General features: G+C 62.9%; 15 protein-coding genes. 6 read left to right on the top strand and 9 right to left on the bottom strand.

All coding sequences use genetic code 11. From position 1 onward, the window contains the following. Positions 1–3 precede the first annotated feature (3 nt). Together ABVQ20_RS05860 and cpaB are read right to left on the bottom strand one after the other, a co-directional pair. Positions 4–1,362 (bottom strand): type II and III secretion system protein family protein, encoded by a 1,359-nt coding sequence (locus tag ABVQ20_RS05860; RefSeq protein WP_435528409.1) that lies wholly within the window; start codon positions 1,360–1,362, stop codon positions 4–6. Positions 1,363–1,480: 118 nt separating this feature from the next. Then, complete coding sequence (cpaB, locus tag ABVQ20_RS05855; protein WP_354458601.1) at positions 1,481–2,407, bottom strand: Flp pilus assembly protein CpaB; 927 nt, start codon at positions 2,405–2,407, stop codon at positions 1,481–1,483. Between the two features lie 237 nt (positions 2,408–2,644). Here cpaB and parE point away from each other — a divergent pair, with 237 nt between their 5' ends. Then, on the top strand, positions 2,645–4,699 hold the full coding sequence (gene parE / locus ABVQ20_RS05850; RefSeq protein WP_354458600.1) for a DNA topoisomerase IV subunit B: 2,055 nt from the start codon (positions 2,645–2,647) through the stop codon (positions 4,697–4,699). Positions 4,700–4,745: 46 nt separating this feature from the next. Then, positions 4,746–6,812 carry an FUSC family protein gene (locus ABVQ20_RS05845; protein WP_354458599.1) on the top strand — a complete coding sequence of 689 codons (2,067 nt, stop codon included), beginning with the start codon at positions 4,746–4,748 and terminating at the stop codon, positions 6,810–6,812. Here the strand turns inward: ABVQ20_RS05845 and ABVQ20_RS05840 are convergent. Continuing rightward, entirely contained in the window at positions 6,809–7,930 is a 1,122-nt protein-coding gene (locus tag ABVQ20_RS05840; RefSeq protein ID WP_354458598.1) for a DUF2336 domain-containing protein, read from the bottom strand. The two genes, ABVQ20_RS05845 and ABVQ20_RS05840, sit on opposite strands and share 4 nt — an antisense overlap. 150 nt (positions 7,931–8,080) lie before the next feature. On the opposite strand from ABVQ20_RS05840, the gene ABVQ20_RS05835 reads away from it, so the two are divergent. Both ABVQ20_RS05835 and ABVQ20_RS05830 read left to right on the top strand, forming a co-directional pair. Further along, positions 8,081–8,530, top strand: a complete 450-nt coding sequence (locus ABVQ20_RS05835; RefSeq protein WP_354458597.1) for a MaoC family dehydratase — start codon at positions 8,081–8,083, stop codon at positions 8,528–8,530. Between the two features lie 3 nt (positions 8,531–8,533). Next, positions 8,534–9,415 (top strand): HpcH/HpaI aldolase/citrate lyase family protein, encoded by an 882-nt coding sequence (locus ABVQ20_RS05830; protein ID WP_354458596.1) that lies wholly within the window; start codon positions 8,534–8,536, stop codon positions 9,413–9,415. Between the two features lie 12 nt (positions 9,416–9,427). On the opposite strand, the gene ABVQ20_RS05825 is transcribed toward ABVQ20_RS05830, so the two are convergent. Continuing rightward, positions 9,428–10,102: a methyltransferase family protein gene (locus tag ABVQ20_RS05825; RefSeq protein ID WP_354458595.1), complete on the bottom strand. Its 675-nt coding sequence runs from the start codon at positions 10,100–10,102 to the stop codon at positions 9,428–9,430. 137 nt (positions 10,103–10,239) lie between these two features. Here ABVQ20_RS05825 and ABVQ20_RS05820 point away from each other — a divergent pair, with 137 nt between their 5' ends. Next, positions 10,240–10,959, top strand: coding sequence for a TetR/AcrR family transcriptional regulator (locus ABVQ20_RS05820; RefSeq protein ID WP_354458594.1), 720 nt, complete (start codon positions 10,240–10,242; stop codon positions 10,957–10,959). 98 nt (positions 10,960–11,057) lie between these two features. Here the strand turns inward: ABVQ20_RS05820 and ABVQ20_RS05815 are convergent, their stop codons facing one another. Together ABVQ20_RS05815 and ABVQ20_RS05810 are read right to left on the bottom strand one after the other, a co-directional pair. Beyond that, on the bottom strand, positions 11,058–11,666 hold the full coding sequence (locus ABVQ20_RS05815) for a flavin reductase family protein (protein WP_354458593.1): 609 nt from the start codon (positions 11,664–11,666) through the stop codon (positions 11,058–11,060). Between the two features lies 1 nt (position 11,667). Further along, a complete protein-coding gene (locus ABVQ20_RS05810; RefSeq protein ID WP_354458592.1) occupies positions 11,668–12,252 on the bottom strand; it encodes a nitroreductase family protein in 585 nt (194 codons plus the stop codon). A gap of 166 nt (positions 12,253–12,418) precedes the next feature. Between ABVQ20_RS05810 and ABVQ20_RS05805 the strand changes: the two genes are divergently transcribed. After that, positions 12,419–13,381 (top strand): RgsD C-terminal domain-containing protein, encoded by a 963-nt coding sequence (locus ABVQ20_RS05805; RefSeq protein WP_354458591.1) that lies wholly within the window; start codon positions 12,419–12,421, stop codon positions 13,379–13,381. 69 nt (positions 13,382–13,450) lie between these two features. Here ABVQ20_RS05805 and ABVQ20_RS05800 read toward each other — a convergent pair whose 3' ends face one another. The 3 genes from ABVQ20_RS05800 to blaOXA all read right to left on the bottom strand — a co-directional run bounded on the left by ABVQ20_RS05800 (position 13,451) and on the right by blaOXA (position 17,448). Further along, a complete protein-coding gene (locus tag ABVQ20_RS05800) occupies positions 13,451–14,389 on the bottom strand; it encodes a lysophospholipid acyltransferase family protein (RefSeq protein WP_354458590.1) in 939 nt (312 codons plus the stop codon). Positions 14,390–14,475: 86 nt separating this feature from the next. Beyond that, a complete protein-coding gene (gene thrS / locus ABVQ20_RS05795; RefSeq protein WP_354458589.1) occupies positions 14,476–16,452 on the bottom strand; it encodes a threonine--tRNA ligase in 1,977 nt (658 codons plus the stop codon). Positions 16,453–16,620: 168 nt separating this feature from the next. Then, positions 16,621–17,448 carry a class D beta-lactamase gene (gene blaOXA, locus ABVQ20_RS05790; protein WP_354458588.1) on the bottom strand — a complete coding sequence of 276 codons (828 nt, stop codon included), beginning with the start codon at positions 17,446–17,448 and terminating at the stop codon, positions 16,621–16,623. Positions 17,449–17,590: the final 142 nt, after the last annotated feature.

Below are 17,590 nucleotides of genomic sequence, written 5' to 3'. Positions count from 1 at the left end.
GCTTCAATCCTTCGGCAGGTCGAGGAAATGACCGACGGTGGTGACAGTGGCCGGCTGCACGACACTTCCGCTCGCCATTGCCAGCGATCGGTTGGCGTCGGACGCCTTCACTTCGTCCGTGTTGTTGAGAAAATAGTCAGCGTTGCTCGGCGGCAGCGTGCCGTCGGTTGGCTCCGCCATCTTTTTCGACGGGTCGACCGGCTTGACCAGATAGGGCGTGACAATGATGACCAGATCGGTCTCACGTCGCTGATAGGACTTCGAGGAGAACAGTGAGCCGAGCACCGGCAGTTTGCCAAGGCCAGGAATGCGCGATGTCGTGATATCGTTCTGGTCCTGCAGCAGGCCGGCGATCATGAAACTCTGGCCGTTCTTCAGATCCACCGACGTCCTGGCGCGGCGTACGATGAACCCTGGAACCGAGATATTGCCAATATTGTAGGAAGCCGATGCGTCGATCGAGGAGACTTCCGGTGCGATGTCCAGGCTGACCAGCCCGTCTTTCAGAACGGTCGGTGTAAAATCCAGGCTGACGCCATATTTCTTGTAGCTGACTGATATCTTGCCATTGTCCTCGGAAACAGGGATCGGAAACTCGCCGCCGGCGAGAAAGCTTGCCGTCTGGCCAGAGCGAGCGATCAGGTTCGGCTCGGCCAACCGTCGCGCAAGGCCTTTGTTTTCCAGTGCCTGGATTGCAATGTCGATCGAAACGCCGTTCGACAGCAACCGCCCGATGATTTCGCCGGTGCCCGCGGCCGGAACAGTACCCGGATCGATCTGGACGCTGCGCCCACCCAGTCCATAGGCGAAATTGGCGGCGTATTTCGCGCCCAGTTGCTGTCCCGCCTGCCTGTTGATCTCGACGAAGCGGACGTTGAGCTGGACCTGCTGCGACGACGAGATGTTGACGGAGTTGATCACCTCTTCCTTGCCGGAGAAGCGCGTCGCGATCTTGTTTGCCTTGTCGGCGGCAACGGCATCATCAGCGTCGCCCGACAGCACGACGCGGCCATTGGCGGAACCGACCTTGATGTTGGCGTCCGGCACGGCGGCGCGGATCGTGCTGGCCAGCTGGTCGGTATCGAGCGTGACTTCGATGTCGATGGTGCCCACCAGCTGCTTTTTCTCGTCGAACAGCGCGATACCGGTGGTGCCCAGATTGTTGCCGAGCACGTAGAAGGACTTGTCGGTCAACGGGTTGACGTTGGCGATGTCGGGGTCGCCGATCACGATCTGGTAGAAGGCGGCGCTGGTGATGATGGTCTTCGGCTTGCCCTTGGCCACCTTGACCGACGCATTCTTGGTCGACGACACATAGACAATGTCATTGCTCGCCCGGGCTGGCGCGCCAACAGCCAGCATCCCGGCAGCGGCAAGCGAAGCCGCTATCGCCAGGGCGCGCGCCAGACGCAGTCGTTTCGTCATCCCATGCATGATCAGCGCCAACATTGTCTCGTCCCTGTCCGGTACATGCCGGCCTCTATTTCTGGTCCCGCGAAGGCACCTGGTATTCCTCGACCTGCGTGCCGCGGGTCACGATGATCTTCTTGAATTTTGGACCCTCGGGCTCTTTGGCCACAGCGTCGAACACCGTAACAGCGGTCGCCTTGACACCGGAGGCGACCGATCCGCCAAAGGCTGAGATGGTGGTGACCCCGTCCTTGCCGACAATGCTGTCGCTGGCCGAGCGAAGCGACAGCGACAGCGTGCCGACGGTGCGGGCAAGCGCGACTTTGCGGGCTCCCTCCGTTGTCACCTCGATGGTCACGGAATTGGCAATTTGCGGCGTGGTCTGGCGCACGTCGGCGCCTTGCCCGACGGTCAGCACCTTGGCGTCGGCCACGACGATTTCCGAGGTGATGGTCGATCCCGCCGCCCCTTGCGCGTTCTTGGCCACTTCCTGGATTTCGCCGGCGTCACGGATCAGAACGACATCGACCCGGTCGCCGGGTGTGACGAAACCGCCAACCCCAGCGATTTCGTCGGTGCGGATGGTCACCGCCCGCATTCCGGGCGACAGCATGTTGGAAAGCGTCGCGCGGCCGTTCGGTCCCGACAGTTTGGCGAGCAGCAGCGGTTCGTTGATTTCAATCGGCGACAGCACGACACGATTGCCGTCAGCCATCAGCGCATCAACGGTGGCGAATGCGCCCTGCGGCAGGGAGTCCTGCGGCCAAGGGATTTCGGCCAGTTGTCCCCGCTCCACCGGCATGCCGTAGCGCAACGGAGCACTCGCCACCACGATGGTCTTGAACTCGACCTTCGGCGTCTCCGGAGCGGCGATCGACGCCGTTCTTTCCTCGGCGCCGGTCCTGGCCTGGCTCTTGACCCAGAAATCGGCGGCAAAGATCGAGATCGCGCCGAAAACGGCGGCGATGCCGATCATCGTTATGGCCTTGCCCCTCACGCCGAAACCCCTGATGCCCGCAGTTTCTTGTTTTGTTGGGCTCACGCTAGGCGGCATTGTTAAAGAATGAGGAATCTTGCTCGGCGGCATTCGACCTATTTCCGCCTGCTTGGTTATCGAATGGTTTTGGGTTAAGAGGGGGTCAAATCCTCGAACGTAACAGGAACCTCCGTCGCCTACGCTGCAAAAGCGTGGCAGTATTGCGGGGTGATTCGCAGTATCGGTACCCGGACAGGCATGGACGACAGCAACGATCTTTTCGGCAACCTGGGCAAGCAGCCGCAACCGGTTCGTGCACCGGCGCGCCCGGCGGATCCGCTGGTGCAGGCAGCGAAACGCCCAGCGCCATCGCGTGATGCCAGCGACAGCTATAGTGCCGCCGACATCGAGGTGCTTGAAGGCCTTGAGCCGGTACGGCGGCGTCCAGGCATGTATATCGGTGGCACCGACGACAAGGCGATGCATCATTTGTTCGCCGAGGTCATCGACAACTCGATGGACGAGGCGGTCGCCGGCCACGCGACCTTCATCGACGTGGAGTTGTCCGCCGACGGCTATCTCGCCGTCACCGACAATGGTCGCGGCATCCCGGTCGATCCGCACCCGAAATTCAAGAAGCCGGCGCTCGAAGTCATCATGACGACGCTGCATTCCGGCGGCAAGTTCGACTCGAAGGTCTATGAGACCTCGGGCGGCCTGCATGGCGTCGGTGTCTCCGTCGTCAACGCGCTTTCGGATCATCTCGAGGTCGAGGTGGCGCGTGGGCGTCAGCTCTACCGCCAGCGTTTTTCGCGCGGCGTTCCGGTGACCGGGCTTGAGCAGCTCGGCGAAGTGCACAACCGGCGCGGCACCAAGATCCGCTTCCATCCCGACGAGCAGATCTTCGGCAAGGGCGCGGCGTTCGAGCCGGCGCGGCTCTACCGCATGACGCGGTCGAAAGCCTATCTGTTCGGCGGCGTCGAAATCCGCTGGACCTGCGATCCATCGCTGATCAGGGAAAAGGACACGACGCCGGCCAAGGCGACGTTCCATTTCCCCGGCGGCCTCAAGGACTACCTGAAGGCCTCGCTCGGCGACGAATTCCAGGTCACCAGGGAAATCTTCGCTGGCAAGACCGAGAAACAAGGCGGCCACGGCGCGTTGGAATGGGCGGTGACCTGGTTCGGCGGCGACGGCTTCATCAATTCCTACTGCAACACCATCCCGACCGGCGAAGGCGGCACGCATGAGGCCGGCTTCCGCAACGTGCTGACGCGCGGGCTGCGCGCTTATGCCGATCTCGTCGGCAACAAGCGCGCCTCGATCGTCACCTCGGAAGACGTGATGATTTCAGCGGCAGGCATGCTGTCGGTGTTCATCCGCGAACCGGAATTCGTCGGCCAGACCAAGGACAGGCTGGCGACGATCGAGGCAGTTCGAATTGTCGAGAGCGCGATCCGCGACCCGTTCGACCACTGGCTGGCTGACAATCCGCAGGAAGCATCGAAGCTGCTGGAATGGGTGATTGCGCGCGCCGACGAGCGGGTGCGCCGCCGCCAGGAAAAGGAAGTGTCGCGCAAGAGCGCCGTGCGCAAATTGCGCCTTCCCGGCAAGCTCGCCGACTGCACCCAGAACGCGGCGGCGGGTGCCGAACTCTTCATCGTCGAAGGCGATTCGGCCGGCGGCTCGGCCAAGCAGGCGCGCGACCGCGCCAGCCAGGCGGTGCTGCCGCTGCGCGGAAAGATCCTCAACGTCGCCAGCGCCGGCAACGACAAGCTCGCGGCCAACCAGCAGATCTCCGACCTGATCCAGGCACTCGGCTGCGGCACGCGCTCGAAATACCGCGACGAGGATTTGCGCTACGACCGGGTCATCATCATGACCGACGCCGACGTCGACGGCGCCCATATCGCCTCGCTGCTGATCACCTTCTTCTATCAGGAAATGCCGTCGCTGGTTCACGGCGGCCATCTCTATCTGGCGGTGCCACCGCTCTACTCGATCCGGCAGGGCGGCAAGGTCGCCTATGCCCGCGACGATGCCCACAAGGACGAGTTGCTGCGCACGGAGTTCACCGGTCGCGGCAAGGTCGAGCTCGGCCGCTTCAAGGGCCTGGGCGAGATGATGGCCTCGCAGCTGAAGGAAACCACCATGGACCCCAGAAAGCGCACGTTGCTCAGGGTGGATGTGATCGACGCAGAGGCCGCGACCAAGGACGCCGTCGACGCGCTGATGGGTACCAAGCCCGAAGCCCGTTTCCGCTTCATCCAGGAACGCGCCGAATTCGCCGAGACGGAAGTGCTGGATATCTGAGCGCCCGCTGCTCTACCTTGTCCGTAACGGGTGCGGAGTCGGGCATGTGATATGGGCGCGGCTGAAAGATTATGTCGGGACAAGGTTCGCCGACCTGACGCGACCGACGCGCTCGGACTGGATTTTTGCTCTTAGAACCGTTTCGGCCGGGCTGATTGCGCTTCTGGCTGCCTACGAGCTCAAGCTCGACCATCCGCAATGGGCAATGATGACTGTGTTCATCGTTGCCCAGCCGGTGGCGGGCATGGTGCTGGCCAAGGGCTTCTACCGTTTGCTCGGCACCTTGGCCGGCGGGCTGGCGGCGATCGGCATCACCATCGTCTTCGGTCCCGATCCGTGGCTGCTGGTGACGGTACTTGCGGTCTGGATCGGCATCAGCACCTTTGTCTCATCACTGCTGCGCAATCCCGAGGCCTATGGCGCGGCACTCGCCGGCTACACGGCGATGATCATCGGCTTGCCGGCTTTCGGACAACCGCATGTCGTGGTCGATCTCGCCGTCGCGCGCTGCGCGGAAATCGTGCTTGGCATCGTCTGCGCCGGCGTTACCAGCCGGTTGATCCTGCCCAAGCTGGCGGGCGAGGCCATCATCGAAAGGCTGAAGCGCAGCATTCTCGATCTCGCCGTCTATGCCGCCGGCGCCTTCTCCGGCCGCGATGCGGCGGTACTGGCCGACCTGCACCGAAAGCTGATCGCCGAGGCCGAGACTCTCGGCGAAATGCGCGTCTATGCCAGGCTGGAAGCACCGAGCCTGGCGACCCGAGCACATCCAGTCCGGCGCACCATCGGCCAGTTGCTGTCAGCCCTCTCGGCGGCACGCGCGCTGCATGCCCATGCCGCACCGAAAAACGCGGCGCTTATTCCGGTGCGCGCCGACCTGCATGCACTGGTCGGCGAACTCGCGGCCAAACCAGGCGCTCTCGATGATATCACGCCGTGGGTGGCGCGGCTCGACGTCATCGCCGCCAGGGCAAGGCAGATGCCGGACATGCCGGACGGACAAGCCGATGAGAGGCTTGGCACCATCACGCGCCTCACCATCGCCGCCGATTTCGCCGAAGCCTTGAAGCAGGTGCTGCGTGGCCTCGATGCCCTGCGCGCTCCCGCCTCGCGCTCGGCGCGCGTGCGCAAGCAGCCGGCGCTGGTGGTGCACCGCGATTACCAGGCGGCCTCGCGCAACGCCGTGCGCGCGGCACTGGCCACCCTGCTGGTCGCTGCCTTCTGGCTGACGACGAAATGGTCCGAAGCGGCGGGCACAGTCATCCTCGTCTCCGTCGTCTCCAGCCTGTTTGCCGCCCGTCCCGACCCGGTGCAAGTGGCCTGGGGTTTCTTCAAAGGCACCTTGCTTGCCCTGCCCTTTGCCTTCCTTGTCGGCCAGATCGCGCTGCCCGCCTTGCCCGGCTTCGGCTGGTTCATGGTCTTTGTCGTGCCGATCCTGGTGCCAGCCGCGCTGGCGATGGCCAATCCGCGCTACGTCGGCGTCGCCACCGCCTTTGCCATCAATTTCCTGGCCTTCCTCAGCCCGCATCAGGCGATGACCTACGATCCCGGGCCTTTCCTGGCAGGTTGCGCATCGATACTGGTCGGCATCCTGCTGGCGATCGGCGTCTTCATCGTCGTGCTGCCCTCCGATCCATGGGTCTTCGTCAACCGCATCGTACGCGTGATGCGCGAAGACCTGGCGCGCCTCTGCCTGCATGAGCGCGTGCCGAGGCGCACCGCTTTCGAGAGCCTTGCCTATGATCGGGTCAACCAGCTTATGTCGCAGACGCAACGCACCGGAAAGAAGGGCGATGCGGTTCTGGATGGCAGCATCGCCGCTGTCACCGTCGGCATCGAAATCCTGCATCTGCGCCACGCATTGCAGAGTGCCACCCTGCCGTCCGAAACGGCCCTCTCGGTCTCGAATTTTCTGCGTGGGCTGGCACGCGAGCTGCTCTTCCGGCGGCCGGGCGAACCGCAGACATCGACCGTCACCGTCGCCAGGCAATACGCAGCCGGCATCGCGCAGCGAAGCAATGCGGGCGAAATGCTGCAGGTCGCCGCCTCGCTGCGCATCATCGCCGCCGCGATCGAGGATTTTCCGGATTTCTTCGCGAAGGATCGAGGTTAGGCGGCAGCTATAGCCAGCGCATGTCCCCGGGCGTTTTCGCGCAGCGCATCAAGATGGATCGACTTGACCAGTGCGACGAGATCGCCCTCCGCGGACTGCCCGCCCAATTCCTTGAGCATCAGCCAGCTGACTTCCTGTACCCCGGCGATGCGTTTGCCATTGGCGACCTCGCGCCAGATCTTTAGCGCCCGCAGGATGATGGCGTGGGTGGCGGCGGCAAGGCCCGCGCCGCGGAACAGCGCCTGCAGCGCAACATCGTGCCCGCCGGCCAGCAGCGCCCGCACCCTTTGCTCGGACTGCTGGGAAAGCGCGACCAAAGTGGAGCCGAAGAAGTCGACCTTGCCATGCGCGATCGTCCGGATGATGAAACTTGCGGTCAGGTCGCCGCGCAGGCGCAGATGCTCGATCAGCGCCGCATGCTCTTCCTGGCGCGTGCCTTCGATCAACGTCACCGAGGCCTTCACGCATGCGTCGCGCATGACGCGATCGGCCCTGGCTGCGCCCATCAGCGCCATCACCAGCGGCGATCCCTTGAGCGTCTCGCCAAGCTTGACCAGCAGCATGTGCCGGCAGTCGGCGGGCAGGCGCGCGTCGGCAATCAGCGCCTCGCGCACCAGGGGCAGATGTCCATGACGCTCGGCAATGCGGCGGAAGCTGAGCGACGCGATGTCGGCGCCGCTGTTAGCGAGGAGCACTGCGCAGGCATCGGCCTCGCCGATCTCCGCGATGGCCGCCGAAAGCGCCATGGAGACGACAGGCCGATCGGCGATGAGTTTCTGCGTCGCCTTCTGGCTGGAGGCCACACGGTCGATCAGGTCGGCATCGGTGAGCAGCGGCGAACGTGCCAGCACCAGGCTTGCGACTTCCGGTTGGTCGGAGGCCAGTGCGCTGATGATCTGCAACGGGGCGTGATGGCTCATGGACAGCGCTTCGGCGATGGCCAGCCGCACCTTGGACGACGCGTCATCAAGCAGCAGCGTCAGCGCAGCTTCTGCGGCACAGCGATCCTCGAACGGCAGGTCGGAATTGATGTAGGCACGGGCCAGCGCGCTGGCTGCGGCGGCCCGCTCCGAGACTCGCGCCGTGTAGATCCATTTCAAGAAATGCGAGACAACCATGCCGCCTGCTTACGCCCCCTGCCAGATGTTTCCGGCCCCGTTACGGAGGGTAGGCAGAAATGGTTTACGAACGGTTCACCATATTCATTAACCCGCTTGATGGCCCGGCTTGCAGCGCCTATCAAACAACGGAAACGGAGGACATCGGCCATGGCTGGGCTTTACCTGGATGAGTTTGTCGTCGGCCATGTCTTCCAGCACACGCTGCGCAAAACGGTCACCGAAAGCGACAACATGCTGTTTTCGGTCATGACCCTGAACCCGCAGCCGCTGCACATCGATTTCGATTTCGCCGCCAAGAGCGAATGGGGCAAGCCGCTGGTCAATTCGCTGTTCACGCTCGGCCTGATGATCGGCATTTCGGTGAACGACATCACCATGGGCACCACAATCGCCAATCTCGGCATGAAGGAAACGGTGTTTCCGCATCCGGTCTTCCATGGCGACACGATCCGCGTCGAGACCACGGTCATCTCGGTGCGCGAGTCGAAATCGAAGCCAGACCGCGGCATCGTCGAACTCGAACACCGCGCCTACAACCAGCACGGCGATCTCGTCGCCAAATGCACGAGACAGGCCATGATGAAGAAGACGGCCTGACCGGTGCGTTCGCTGCTGTTTGTCCCCGGCGATTCGGAAAAGAAGCTGGAAAAGGGTTTTGGCGCCGGCGCCGACGTCGTCATCGTCGACCTCGAGGATTCCGTCGCACCGCAAAACAAGGCAATGGCGCGCGACATCGCGGCCCGCTTCATCTTCGGGCACAGGCAACACACCAGTTCGGCGATCTATGTGCGGGTCAACGATCTGTCGACTGGATTGACCGACGATGACCTGGCCGCGCTGGTTGCGGCGAGGCCCGACGGCATCATGCTGCCGAAATCGAACAGCGGCCGGGATGTGCAGCATCTGTCGGCAAAGCTCAGGGTTCGCGAAGCCGAAAACGGCTTGGCCGACGGCGCGATCAGAATCCTGCCGATCATCACCGAGACGGCGGCCGGCGTTCTGGCGGCCGCGACCTATGCTGGGGCAAGCGCGCGCCTGGCCGGACTCACCTGGGGCGCCGAGGATCTGTCGGCGGCGATCGGCGCACGCGCGGCCCGTGACGAGCGCGGCCGCTACACCGATGTGTTCCGTTTCGCCCGCACCATGACCCTGCTCGCGGCAAGCGCGACGGAGGTCGCCGCCATCGACACTGTATTCCCGAATTTTCGCGACATGGCCGCCTTCGAGGCCGAGTGCGCCGAAGCCGAGCGCGACGGCTTTACCGGCAAGATGGCGATCCACCCTGCGCAGGTGCCGGTCATCAACGCGGCCTTCACACCGTCGGCCGAGGCCATCGCGCATTCAGCCGCCGTGGTCGCAGCATTCGACGCGGCCGGAAATCCCGGTGTCGTCGGCATCAACGGCAAGATGTATGATCGGCCGCATCTCAAGCTGGCGGAGCGGCTTCTGGCTCGGGCCAAGGCGGCGGGGATTTCCGCCTGAACGAACGAGCCGCTACCAGATCCGCGGAATCAGGCGGTAGCGGACATGGGCCGCATAGTCGTCATAGCCTTGCAGGCCAGTCCGAAGCGTTGCTTCTTCGATGAATGTGCGGATGGCCAGGAGAATGACGAACACCAGCACCGATGCCAGCCCCCACCAGGAGCCAAGCAGCAGTGCTGTGCCGGCGAAGAAGAGAATGGCGCCGGCATACATCGGATGGCGCACGAAACTGTAGGGACCCGTGGTGATCACGTGCTGTCCGCGCTCGTCCTGGATCTTCACGACGGGCGCCGCGAAACTGTTCTCCAGCATCACAAGGTAGCAGATCCAGATTCCAAGCAGCAGGATCAGAGCGCCGACCACCTGCACCCACAGGGGAACCGCCGACCAGCCGAAACGGAGGTCTAGGCCCATGAGGATCTGCCAGCCAAACATGCCAAGCAGCAGCACGCTCAGCAGGACCTTGTCGGCCGCGGTCTGGTTCTTCTGGATGGGAGGGCTCAGCCGCTCATTCATCAGGCCCGGATCGCGCCGGGCCAACGCCACGCCCAGGGTGAGGCTGAGCGCGACCATCACCACGAGGAACACCCAGGCTCCCGGCCAGTGCAGCGTGCCAGCCGACAGGAAGAGCAACACGCCCATGACGCCGAACCACACGAATGTCTGAAGGATCAACTTCGAGATCATGACCAACCTTCCGTGAATTGCCTGGCCGGCATTGGCTGAATTAGACCATCAGTCTATTATACCGACCATCGGTCTATTTTTCAAGCTGGTATCACGCATCTGGACGGGGACCGCCGCCACGTGCAGAAGGTATGGCCATGCCACGCGTCATCAAGCACCCAGAGCTCAGGCGAGAAGAACTCCTGGACCAGGCCCAGGCCCTGTTCCTGACGCATGGCTACGACCGAGCGAGCCTCAATGACGTGATTGCGGCGGCCGGCGTGTCGAAAGGCGCCTTCTATCACTATTTCGCCTCCAAGGAGGCTCTCCTGGAAGCGCTGGCCGAGCGCTTCGCGAGGCAGGCCTTGGCTGGCGTCCAGGACATACTCGACGATCCCGGTCTCGATCCGCTCAACCGCCTGAATGGTCTGCTTGCACAGTCACGGCAGGCCAAGGTCGAGGCCGCGGCGGAAGCCTGGGCTCTTTTCGAGACGATGTTTCGACCGGAAAACCTGGTGCTCTTCCATCGCATCAACCTGGCGGCCAGCGCGTCGTTTTCGCCCCTGCTGGTCAAGATCATCAGGCAAGGTGTCGAGGACGGCACATTCCGGACCTTCGATCCTGAGGGCGTCGCCGACATGGTCATGCAGTTCGGCATGGCCACGCATGGCGTCGTCGCCAAGGCGATCGCAAGCGGCAGCGACGCCGACATGGACGTCGCCATCGAAACCCTGGAGAAACGCGTCAGGCTCTACGAGATCGCTCTCGACCGCATACTCGGCCTCCCCGACGGAAGCATCCGGATCAGCGAACCCGGCTATGTGCGCGCCGTCATGACAGCCCGTCGGCGGACGGTGGAGCAGGCACCGAGTGCCTAAGAGCAATTCCAGGAAAAGTGTGAAACGGTTTTCCGTCCGGAATTGCGTCAAAACAAAGAGATAGAGCGGTTCTGCGTTTCCTTGAAACGATGAACCGCCTAGTCCTTGTCCCAGCGTGGCCGGCGCATGGAGAAAATCTCGCTGACGCTGGCATAGTCCATATAGCCGAGACGGGCGACATTCCCGGCCATGGCGATGTCGAACATGCCGTCCTTCAGGAAGGCATCGTCGATGTAGACGCCGATCACTTCACCGGCGACGACAACGGCGCTCGCCAGCGTCCCATCCAATGCCTTCGGCCGGAAGATCTCAGTCACCCGGCATTCAAGCGCGGCCGGCGCCGCCGCCACGCGCGGCGGCGCGACCAGACGCGAAGGCGCCATGGCGAGATCGGCGTAGGCGAACTCGTTGACGCCGCGCGGTGCGTTGACGGAGGTGCGGTTCATCTTCTCGGCAAGGTCGCGGCTGACGAGGTTGGCGACGAATTCGCCCGTCTCCTGAGCAAAGGCGGCGCTATCCTTCTCGCCTTCCGACGAAAACCAGACGATGAAGGGCCGCGTCGACACGGCATTGAAGAAGGAATAGGGCGCAAGATTGACCTCGCCTGCCCCATTCAGCGTCGAGATCCAGCCGATCGGCCGTGGTGCGACGATTGCCTTGGAAGGATCGTGCGGCAGGCCATGGCCCTCGGACGGTTCGTAGAACATTTTAGCCGTTCCAGGGTCCCGCGTAGTCGGCATAGAGCTTTGCCGAATCAGGCCGCGGCCGCTCGGGTGCCGGCCCGGCGTAGGAGCCGATATGGATGAAGCCGACGACACGCTCGCTCGGCGCCAGGCCAAGGATGGCCCTGCCCTCCGGCACGTCGGAATACCAGTTGCTGATCAGGTTGGTGCCATAGCCCAGCGCATTGGCTGATATCATGAGGTTCATCGCCGCCATGCCGCCGGACAGGAACATCTCCCATTGCGGGATCTTCGGATTTTCCTTCGGGACCGACACCACGCCGATCACCAATGGGGCGCGCGAAAACCGCGCCAGTTCCTGGTTGCGGCGTCCTTCCGGCAAGGGTCCTTCGCGCTGTTCGGCAAGGGCGGCCAGTTTCCGGCCGATCTCGACGCGCGCCTCGCCGCGATAGAGGATGAAGCGCCAAGGCTCCAGCCGGCCGTGATCGGGAACCCGCGTGGCCGCGGCAATCATCGTCGCGATATCCGCGTCGCTGGGTGCAGGCTCCTTCAAATCCAGGATCGGCGCGGAATTGCGGGTCAGCAGGAAGTCGATGATCGGCGACGCCATGGGCGCAATTCTCCTAAAACACTCGATTTTGAGCTGAAGCGCGCCTGCGGGAATTCGGGCGGCTCGGGCATTGGCGCGGCGCGCCGGACTTGAAGAGTCATCTAACAGAAGCCGATCGGACTCTTAAGCCTTGAAATTGCCACCGCCATGGGCTTCAACGCAAGGCATGTTTGAGGGGACTCTGCGCCTTTTGCTGGTCTGGCTTGGTGCCGCGCTGTTCATGGTGCCGGCTTCGCTCGCCGGTGCACAGGAAAAAGACGGCGTCAGCAACCTGAAACTCCCAGGGATTTCGAGCTATGCCACGCCGAAGAGCGACACCACGCTGGCGGTCGGCAACAGCGGCGCGATCACCCTTTCGGCCCAGTTGACCGACAAGGGTGCCGACATCACGCGCGGCATCGTCTGGCGCGTCTTCAAGCCTGAAACGGTCAACGGCAAGCTGCCGATGGTTGCCTCGGCGCATGGTGGCACGGCCGTGTTCCAGCTCGAACCGGGCAGCTATCTGGTCCATGCCTCCTACGGCCGGGCCGGCGCCACCAAGCGCATCACCGTCAGCAAGGAAGCCAGGCGCGAAAGCCTCGTGCTCGATGCCGGTGGACTGAAGCTCGACGCGGTGTTGTCGGGCGGAGCGCACATCCCGCCGAAGAAGCTGCGCTTCTCGATCTATGAAGGCCATGCCGAGCCCAATGGGGACCGCGCACTGATCATCCCCGATGTCGAACCGAACAGCGTGGTGCGGCTCAACGCCGGCATCTACCATGTCGTCTCGACCTATGGCGCGGTGAACGCGGTCATCCGCTCCGACATCCGCGTCGAGGCCGGCAAGCTGACCGAAGCAACCGTCGAGCATCACGCAGCCGAAATAACCATGAAGCTGGTCCGCGAGACCGGCGGCGAGGCGATCGCGGATACGTCCTGGTCGTTGCTCAACGAATCCGGCGATCCGATCAAGGAAACCGTCGGCGCGTTCGCCTCCATGGTGCTCGCCGAAGGCGACTACACCATCATCGCCAAGAACCGCGACCGCATCTATCAGAAGGACTTTACGGTCGTGGCCGGGCAGAACCAGGAGATCGAGGTTCTGGCCAACGAAGCAGCGGCCATGGACCCGGAAGAAGGCGCGGATTAGCGTCTGCCGTTGTCCAGTCCCGAACTGCCATGACATCAACATGACGGTCAATTCGTTAGGCGAATGACCTTAGGCAGCCAGCTTGGTCCGCGCCGGCAGGAACGGGATCCGGCGGCGTGGTGCGGCCGGCGCCAGATCGAAAACGCCGCGATAAAGCCGATCGAGCAGCGCCTTGCGGTCACGCAGCGGCTCCAGTTCGCTCCAGCTCAGCACATCGCCGACGCGAACGTCGATCGGCTTGCCGGACAGACGCGCGAATTCGTGGATAAGCAGGGAAATGCGCAGCGTCAGCGACGCCTTGCCGACGAATTTCGCCACGCGTCCGTCGCGTTCGGCCATGTTCATCGGGCCGCTCACCAGATGGAACAGCCTGCCGTTCTGACCGGAAAAATGCATCGGGACGACAGACGCCTTGGCATCCTGGACGAGACGGGCCGGAAACATCTTCCAGGGCAGATCGCGTGCCCGACCAAAGCCCTTCGGTGCTGTGGCGACGCCGCCGGCCGGAAACACAACGATGGTGACGCCTTCCTTGAGCAGCCGCACCGCCTCATGGCGTACGGCCAGATTGTTCTTCAATGCTTCCTTGGTTTCGGAGAAATCGACCGGCAGCGAATAGGGTTCCATCTCGCGGATCTTGAGAAGATCCTTGTGGATCATCACCCGGAATGGACGCCCCAACTGTTCGGCCAGCGACAGCACCGCGATGCCGTCGCCGATGCCGAAGGGATGATTGGCGACGATCACCAGCGGCGTGTCCGGCAACTGCGCCGGCGGCCATTGGTCGGCGGTCCGTATCCGGACGTCGATCAGCTCCAGCATGCGGCTGAACACGCGCTCGCCGGTCGGCACCACTTGGCGGCGCCAGAAATCGTAAAGTGCGGCGAAACGATCACGGCCCGAAAGGCCTTCGATGGAATGGATCACCCACCGCGCCAGCGCCGGCTGACACGGATTGGCATAGGAGAGCTCGGGAAACGGTTTTTCGCGCATTTTCAGCTTGAGCATGGGGATTCGTTACAAGATTGGCGTGACAGGCATGTGAAAATGGCGGTGGATCGCTCCACCGCCATGTCGTTCGAAGGCCGGCTAGGTCAGACTGCGCGCTTGCGTCTGCGGTCAGGCGTGATCGCTTCTTCCGTAAGCAGTGCGATGGCCTCGCCAAGGCCAAGCGATTCCTGGTCGCGTGAACCCAGGCGACGGATGTTGACCGTCTCCTCTTCCGCCTCGCGCTTGCCGCAGACCAGGATGACCGGAACCTTGGCCAGCGAATGTTCACGGACCTTGTAGTTGATCTTCTCGTTACGCAGGTCGGCTTCGGCCAGCAGGCCGGCCGCCTTGAGCCGCGCGACAACCTTCAGGGCGTAGTCGTCGGCATCGGAAGTGATCGTCGCCACCACGACCTGCAGCGGCGCGAACCAGAGCGGGAAGTGACCCGAATAGTTCTCGATCAGGATGCCGAGGAAGCGCTCCATCGAGCCGCAGATGGCACGATGCACCATGACCGGCCGCTTCTTCTCCGAATCGGCGCCGATATAGAAGGCGCCAAAACGTTCCGGCAGGTTGAAGTCGACCTGGGTCGTGCCGCACTGCCATTCGCGGCCGATGGCATCCTTCAGCACATATTCGAACTTCGGCCCGTAGAACGCGCCCTCGCCCGGATTGATCGAGGTCTTGATGCGGTTTCCCGACCGTGTCCGGATCGTCTCCAGCACGTTGCTCATGATCGCCTCGGCGTGATCCCACGCCTCGTCGGTGCCGACGCGCTTGTCCGGACGCGTCGACAGCTTGACGCTGACCTCGTCGAAACCAAAATCGGCATAGGTCGACAGGATCAGGTCGTTGATGCGCAGGCACTCCGCCGCCAGCTGCTCCTCGGTGCAGAAGATATGCGCATCGTCCTGCGTGAAGCCGCGCACGCGCATCAGCCCATGCAGCGCGCCCGACGGCTCGTAGCGGTGCACATTGCCGAACTCGGCGAGCTTCACCGGCAGGTCGCGATAGGACTTCAGCCCGTGCTTGAAGATCTGCACATGTCCCGGACAGTTCATCGGCTTCAGCGCGAAGACGCGATCGTCGTCGGTGTCGTCGCCGGCGACCGTCACCTTGAACATGGCGTCGCGATACCAACCCCAGTGGCCCGACGTCTCCCACAGGCTCTTGTCGAGCACCTGCGGCGCGTTGACCTCCTGATAGCCCTGCTCGTCCAGGCGGCGGCGCATGTAGTTGACCAGATTCTGGAACATCCGCCAGCCCTTGGCGTGCCAGAAGACGACGCCAGGCCCCTCTTCCTGGAAATGGAACAGGTCCATCTCGCGGCCGAGCTTCCGGTGGTCGCGCTTTTCGGCTTCCTCCAGCATCGTCTGGTAGGCTTCGAGCTGTGCCTGGTCGGCCCATGCGGTACCGTAGATGCGCGTCAGCATCGGATTGTTCGAGTCGCCGCGCCAATAGGCGCCGGCCACCTTCATCAGCTTGAAGGCGTTGCCGATCTGCCCGGTCGAGGCCATGTGCGGCCCCCGGCAGAGATCGAACCAGTCGCCCTGCGCGTAGATCTTGAGATCCTGATCCTCGGGAATGGCGTCGATCAGCTCCAGCTTGTAGCGCTCGCCTTTGTCGGCAAACACTTTCTTCGCCTTGTCGCGCGACCAGACCTCCTTGGTGAACGGCTTGTTGCGCGCGATGATCTCGCGCATCTTCTTCTCGATCACCGGAAAGTCGTCGGGCGTGAACGGCTCGTTGCGAGCGAAATCGTAGTAGAATCCGTTCTCGATCACCGGGCCAATGGTCACCTGGGTGCCCGGCCACAGTTCCTGCACGGCTTCGGCCAGCACGTGCGCGGTGTCGTGACGGATGAGTTCCAGCGCGCGCGGATCATCGCGGGTGACGATCTCGACCTTGCCGGATTTGCCCAGCGGATCCGAGAGATCGCGCACCACGCCATCGATGCTGTAGGCGACCGCCTTCTTGGCCAGCGACTTCGAGATCGATTCGGCAAGACCAGAACCGGTCATCGCCGCGTCGTATTCGCGCACGGAGCCATCGGGAAATGTGAGGGAAACGGAATTCAACATGATTTTCTCCTATCCAGTCCCGCAAACGAGCGCGGGTGGTTGAAATGCACAGAGCCCAAGGCGAACCGGCTTGGGCGACATGCACAGGTAAGAGCCGGATGCGTCCGGCGGCGGGCTGTCTTTTATGGGCAGATCCCGCCGCCGTAAAGCCGGGTCAAGCGTCGTTGTTTACTTGATGAGCCCTGGCAGGTCCTTCAGGAAGCCAGCCCGCGTCTTCAGGCCCTTCGGCATATCGGTGCGTTTGGTGTCGACCACAAGGCGGGCGAAGACGATCCGCTGGTCACCCTTCTGCGCCCAGCCGACGAACCAGCCGAGCGAGCGCTTGTCCTGGATCTTGTCGGCGTCGTTGCGAAGCCTGGTGCTGCCGGTCTTGCCCTGCACGGTCCAGTCTCCGGCAGGGAATGTCGGTATGATCGCCTTGGTCATGTCGTAGGCTTTGGCGGAAACCGGCAGCTTGCGGTCGAGCAGCCGGCGCAAGAAATTCACCTGCTCGATCGGCGTGATCTTCAGCGAAGAATTCACCCAGGATTGGGTGAGGCCGTCATTCTTGCCCGGGTTGCCGGAAACATCATTGTTGCCATAGTCGAATTTCGAAACATAGCCGGCAAAATTCTTTTCTCCAAGCCGGCGGGTGACCTCCCTGGAGAACCAGAGAATCGAATCCTTTTCCCAGATCGTCGGATCGACGGTCTTTTGCTCGCGCTTTACAGCGTTGAATTCGGGCTTGTAGTCCCAGGTCGGCGTGTGCGCGTCGCTCAGAATTCCAGCGTCATAACCGATCAGCGACAAAGGCACCTTGAACGTCGAGGCCGGGCTGAAGCGCTGGTCGCAGACGCCGTCCTGGTAAAGCGTCTTGCCGCTCGCGGCATCCAGGATCACCGTGCATTGGACATCATTCAGCGGCGCCGACTGAGCGCGCATCGGAAATCCCAGCAGCCACGCAAGCAGGAACAGGATTCCGGCAAAGATGAAGGGAAGACGGTCGATGTTGCGCATGGGATGCTCGCTCCAGTGGGGATGTGCGAGCGGCTTAGCGAGGCCTCTTGTCTCGATTTTGTCTCAAATGAGCAGTCTTTGTGCAGGCTTGTGTTAACCCTACCAGATCGTAAACACGTGGAAGCGACCCCTCTCCTGTCCG

The sequence above is a fragment of the Mesorhizobium shangrilense genome (assembly GCF_040537815.1).
GTDB lineage: Bacteria > Pseudomonadota > Alphaproteobacteria > Rhizobiales > Rhizobiaceae > Mesorhizobium > Mesorhizobium shangrilense.
The sequence above is the reverse complement of the archived record's forward strand: the minus strand, read 5'-3'. Positions and strand labels throughout refer to the sequence as shown.

Coding starts and splice junctions, on each gene's coding strand:
- ABVQ20_RS05860 (WP_435528409.1), bottom strand. CDS start 1,362: ATGCTGGCTGTTGGCGCGCCAGCCCGGGCGAGCAATGACATTGTCTAT.
- parE (WP_354458600.1), top strand. CDS start 2,645: ATGGACGACAGCAACGATCTTTTCGGCAACCTGGGCAAGCAGCCGCAA.
- ABVQ20_RS05840 (WP_354458598.1), bottom strand. CDS start 7,930: ATGGTTGTCTCGCATTTCTTGAAATGGATCTACACGGCGCGAGTCTCG.
- ABVQ20_RS05835 (WP_354458597.1), top strand. CDS start 8,081: ATGGCTGGGCTTTACCTGGATGAGTTTGTCGTCGGCCATGTCTTCCAG.
- ABVQ20_RS05825 (WP_354458595.1), bottom strand. CDS start 10,102: ATGATCTCGAAGTTGATCCTTCAGACATTCGTGTGGTTCGGCGTCATG.
- ABVQ20_RS05820 (WP_354458594.1), top strand. CDS start 10,240: ATGCCACGCGTCATCAAGCACCCAGAGCTCAGGCGAGAAGAACTCCTG.
- ABVQ20_RS05815 (WP_354458593.1), bottom strand. CDS start 11,666: ATGTTCTACGAACCGTCCGAGGGCCATGGCCTGCCGCACGATCCTTCC.
- ABVQ20_RS05810 (WP_354458592.1), bottom strand. CDS start 12,252: ATGGCGTCGCCGATCATCGACTTCCTGCTGACCCGCAATTCCGCGCCG.
- ABVQ20_RS05805 (WP_354458591.1), top strand. CDS start 12,419: ATGTTTGAGGGGACTCTGCGCCTTTTGCTGGTCTGGCTTGGTGCCGCG.
- ABVQ20_RS05800 (WP_354458590.1), bottom strand. CDS start 14,389: ATGCTCAAGCTGAAAATGCGCGAAAAACCGTTTCCCGAGCTCTCCTAT.
- thrS (WP_354458589.1), bottom strand. CDS start 16,452: ATGTTGAATTCCGTTTCCCTCACATTTCCCGATGGCTCCGTGCGCGAA.
- blaOXA (WP_354458588.1), bottom strand. CDS start 17,448: ATGCGCAACATCGACCGTCTTCCCTTCATCTTTGCCGGAATCCTGTTC.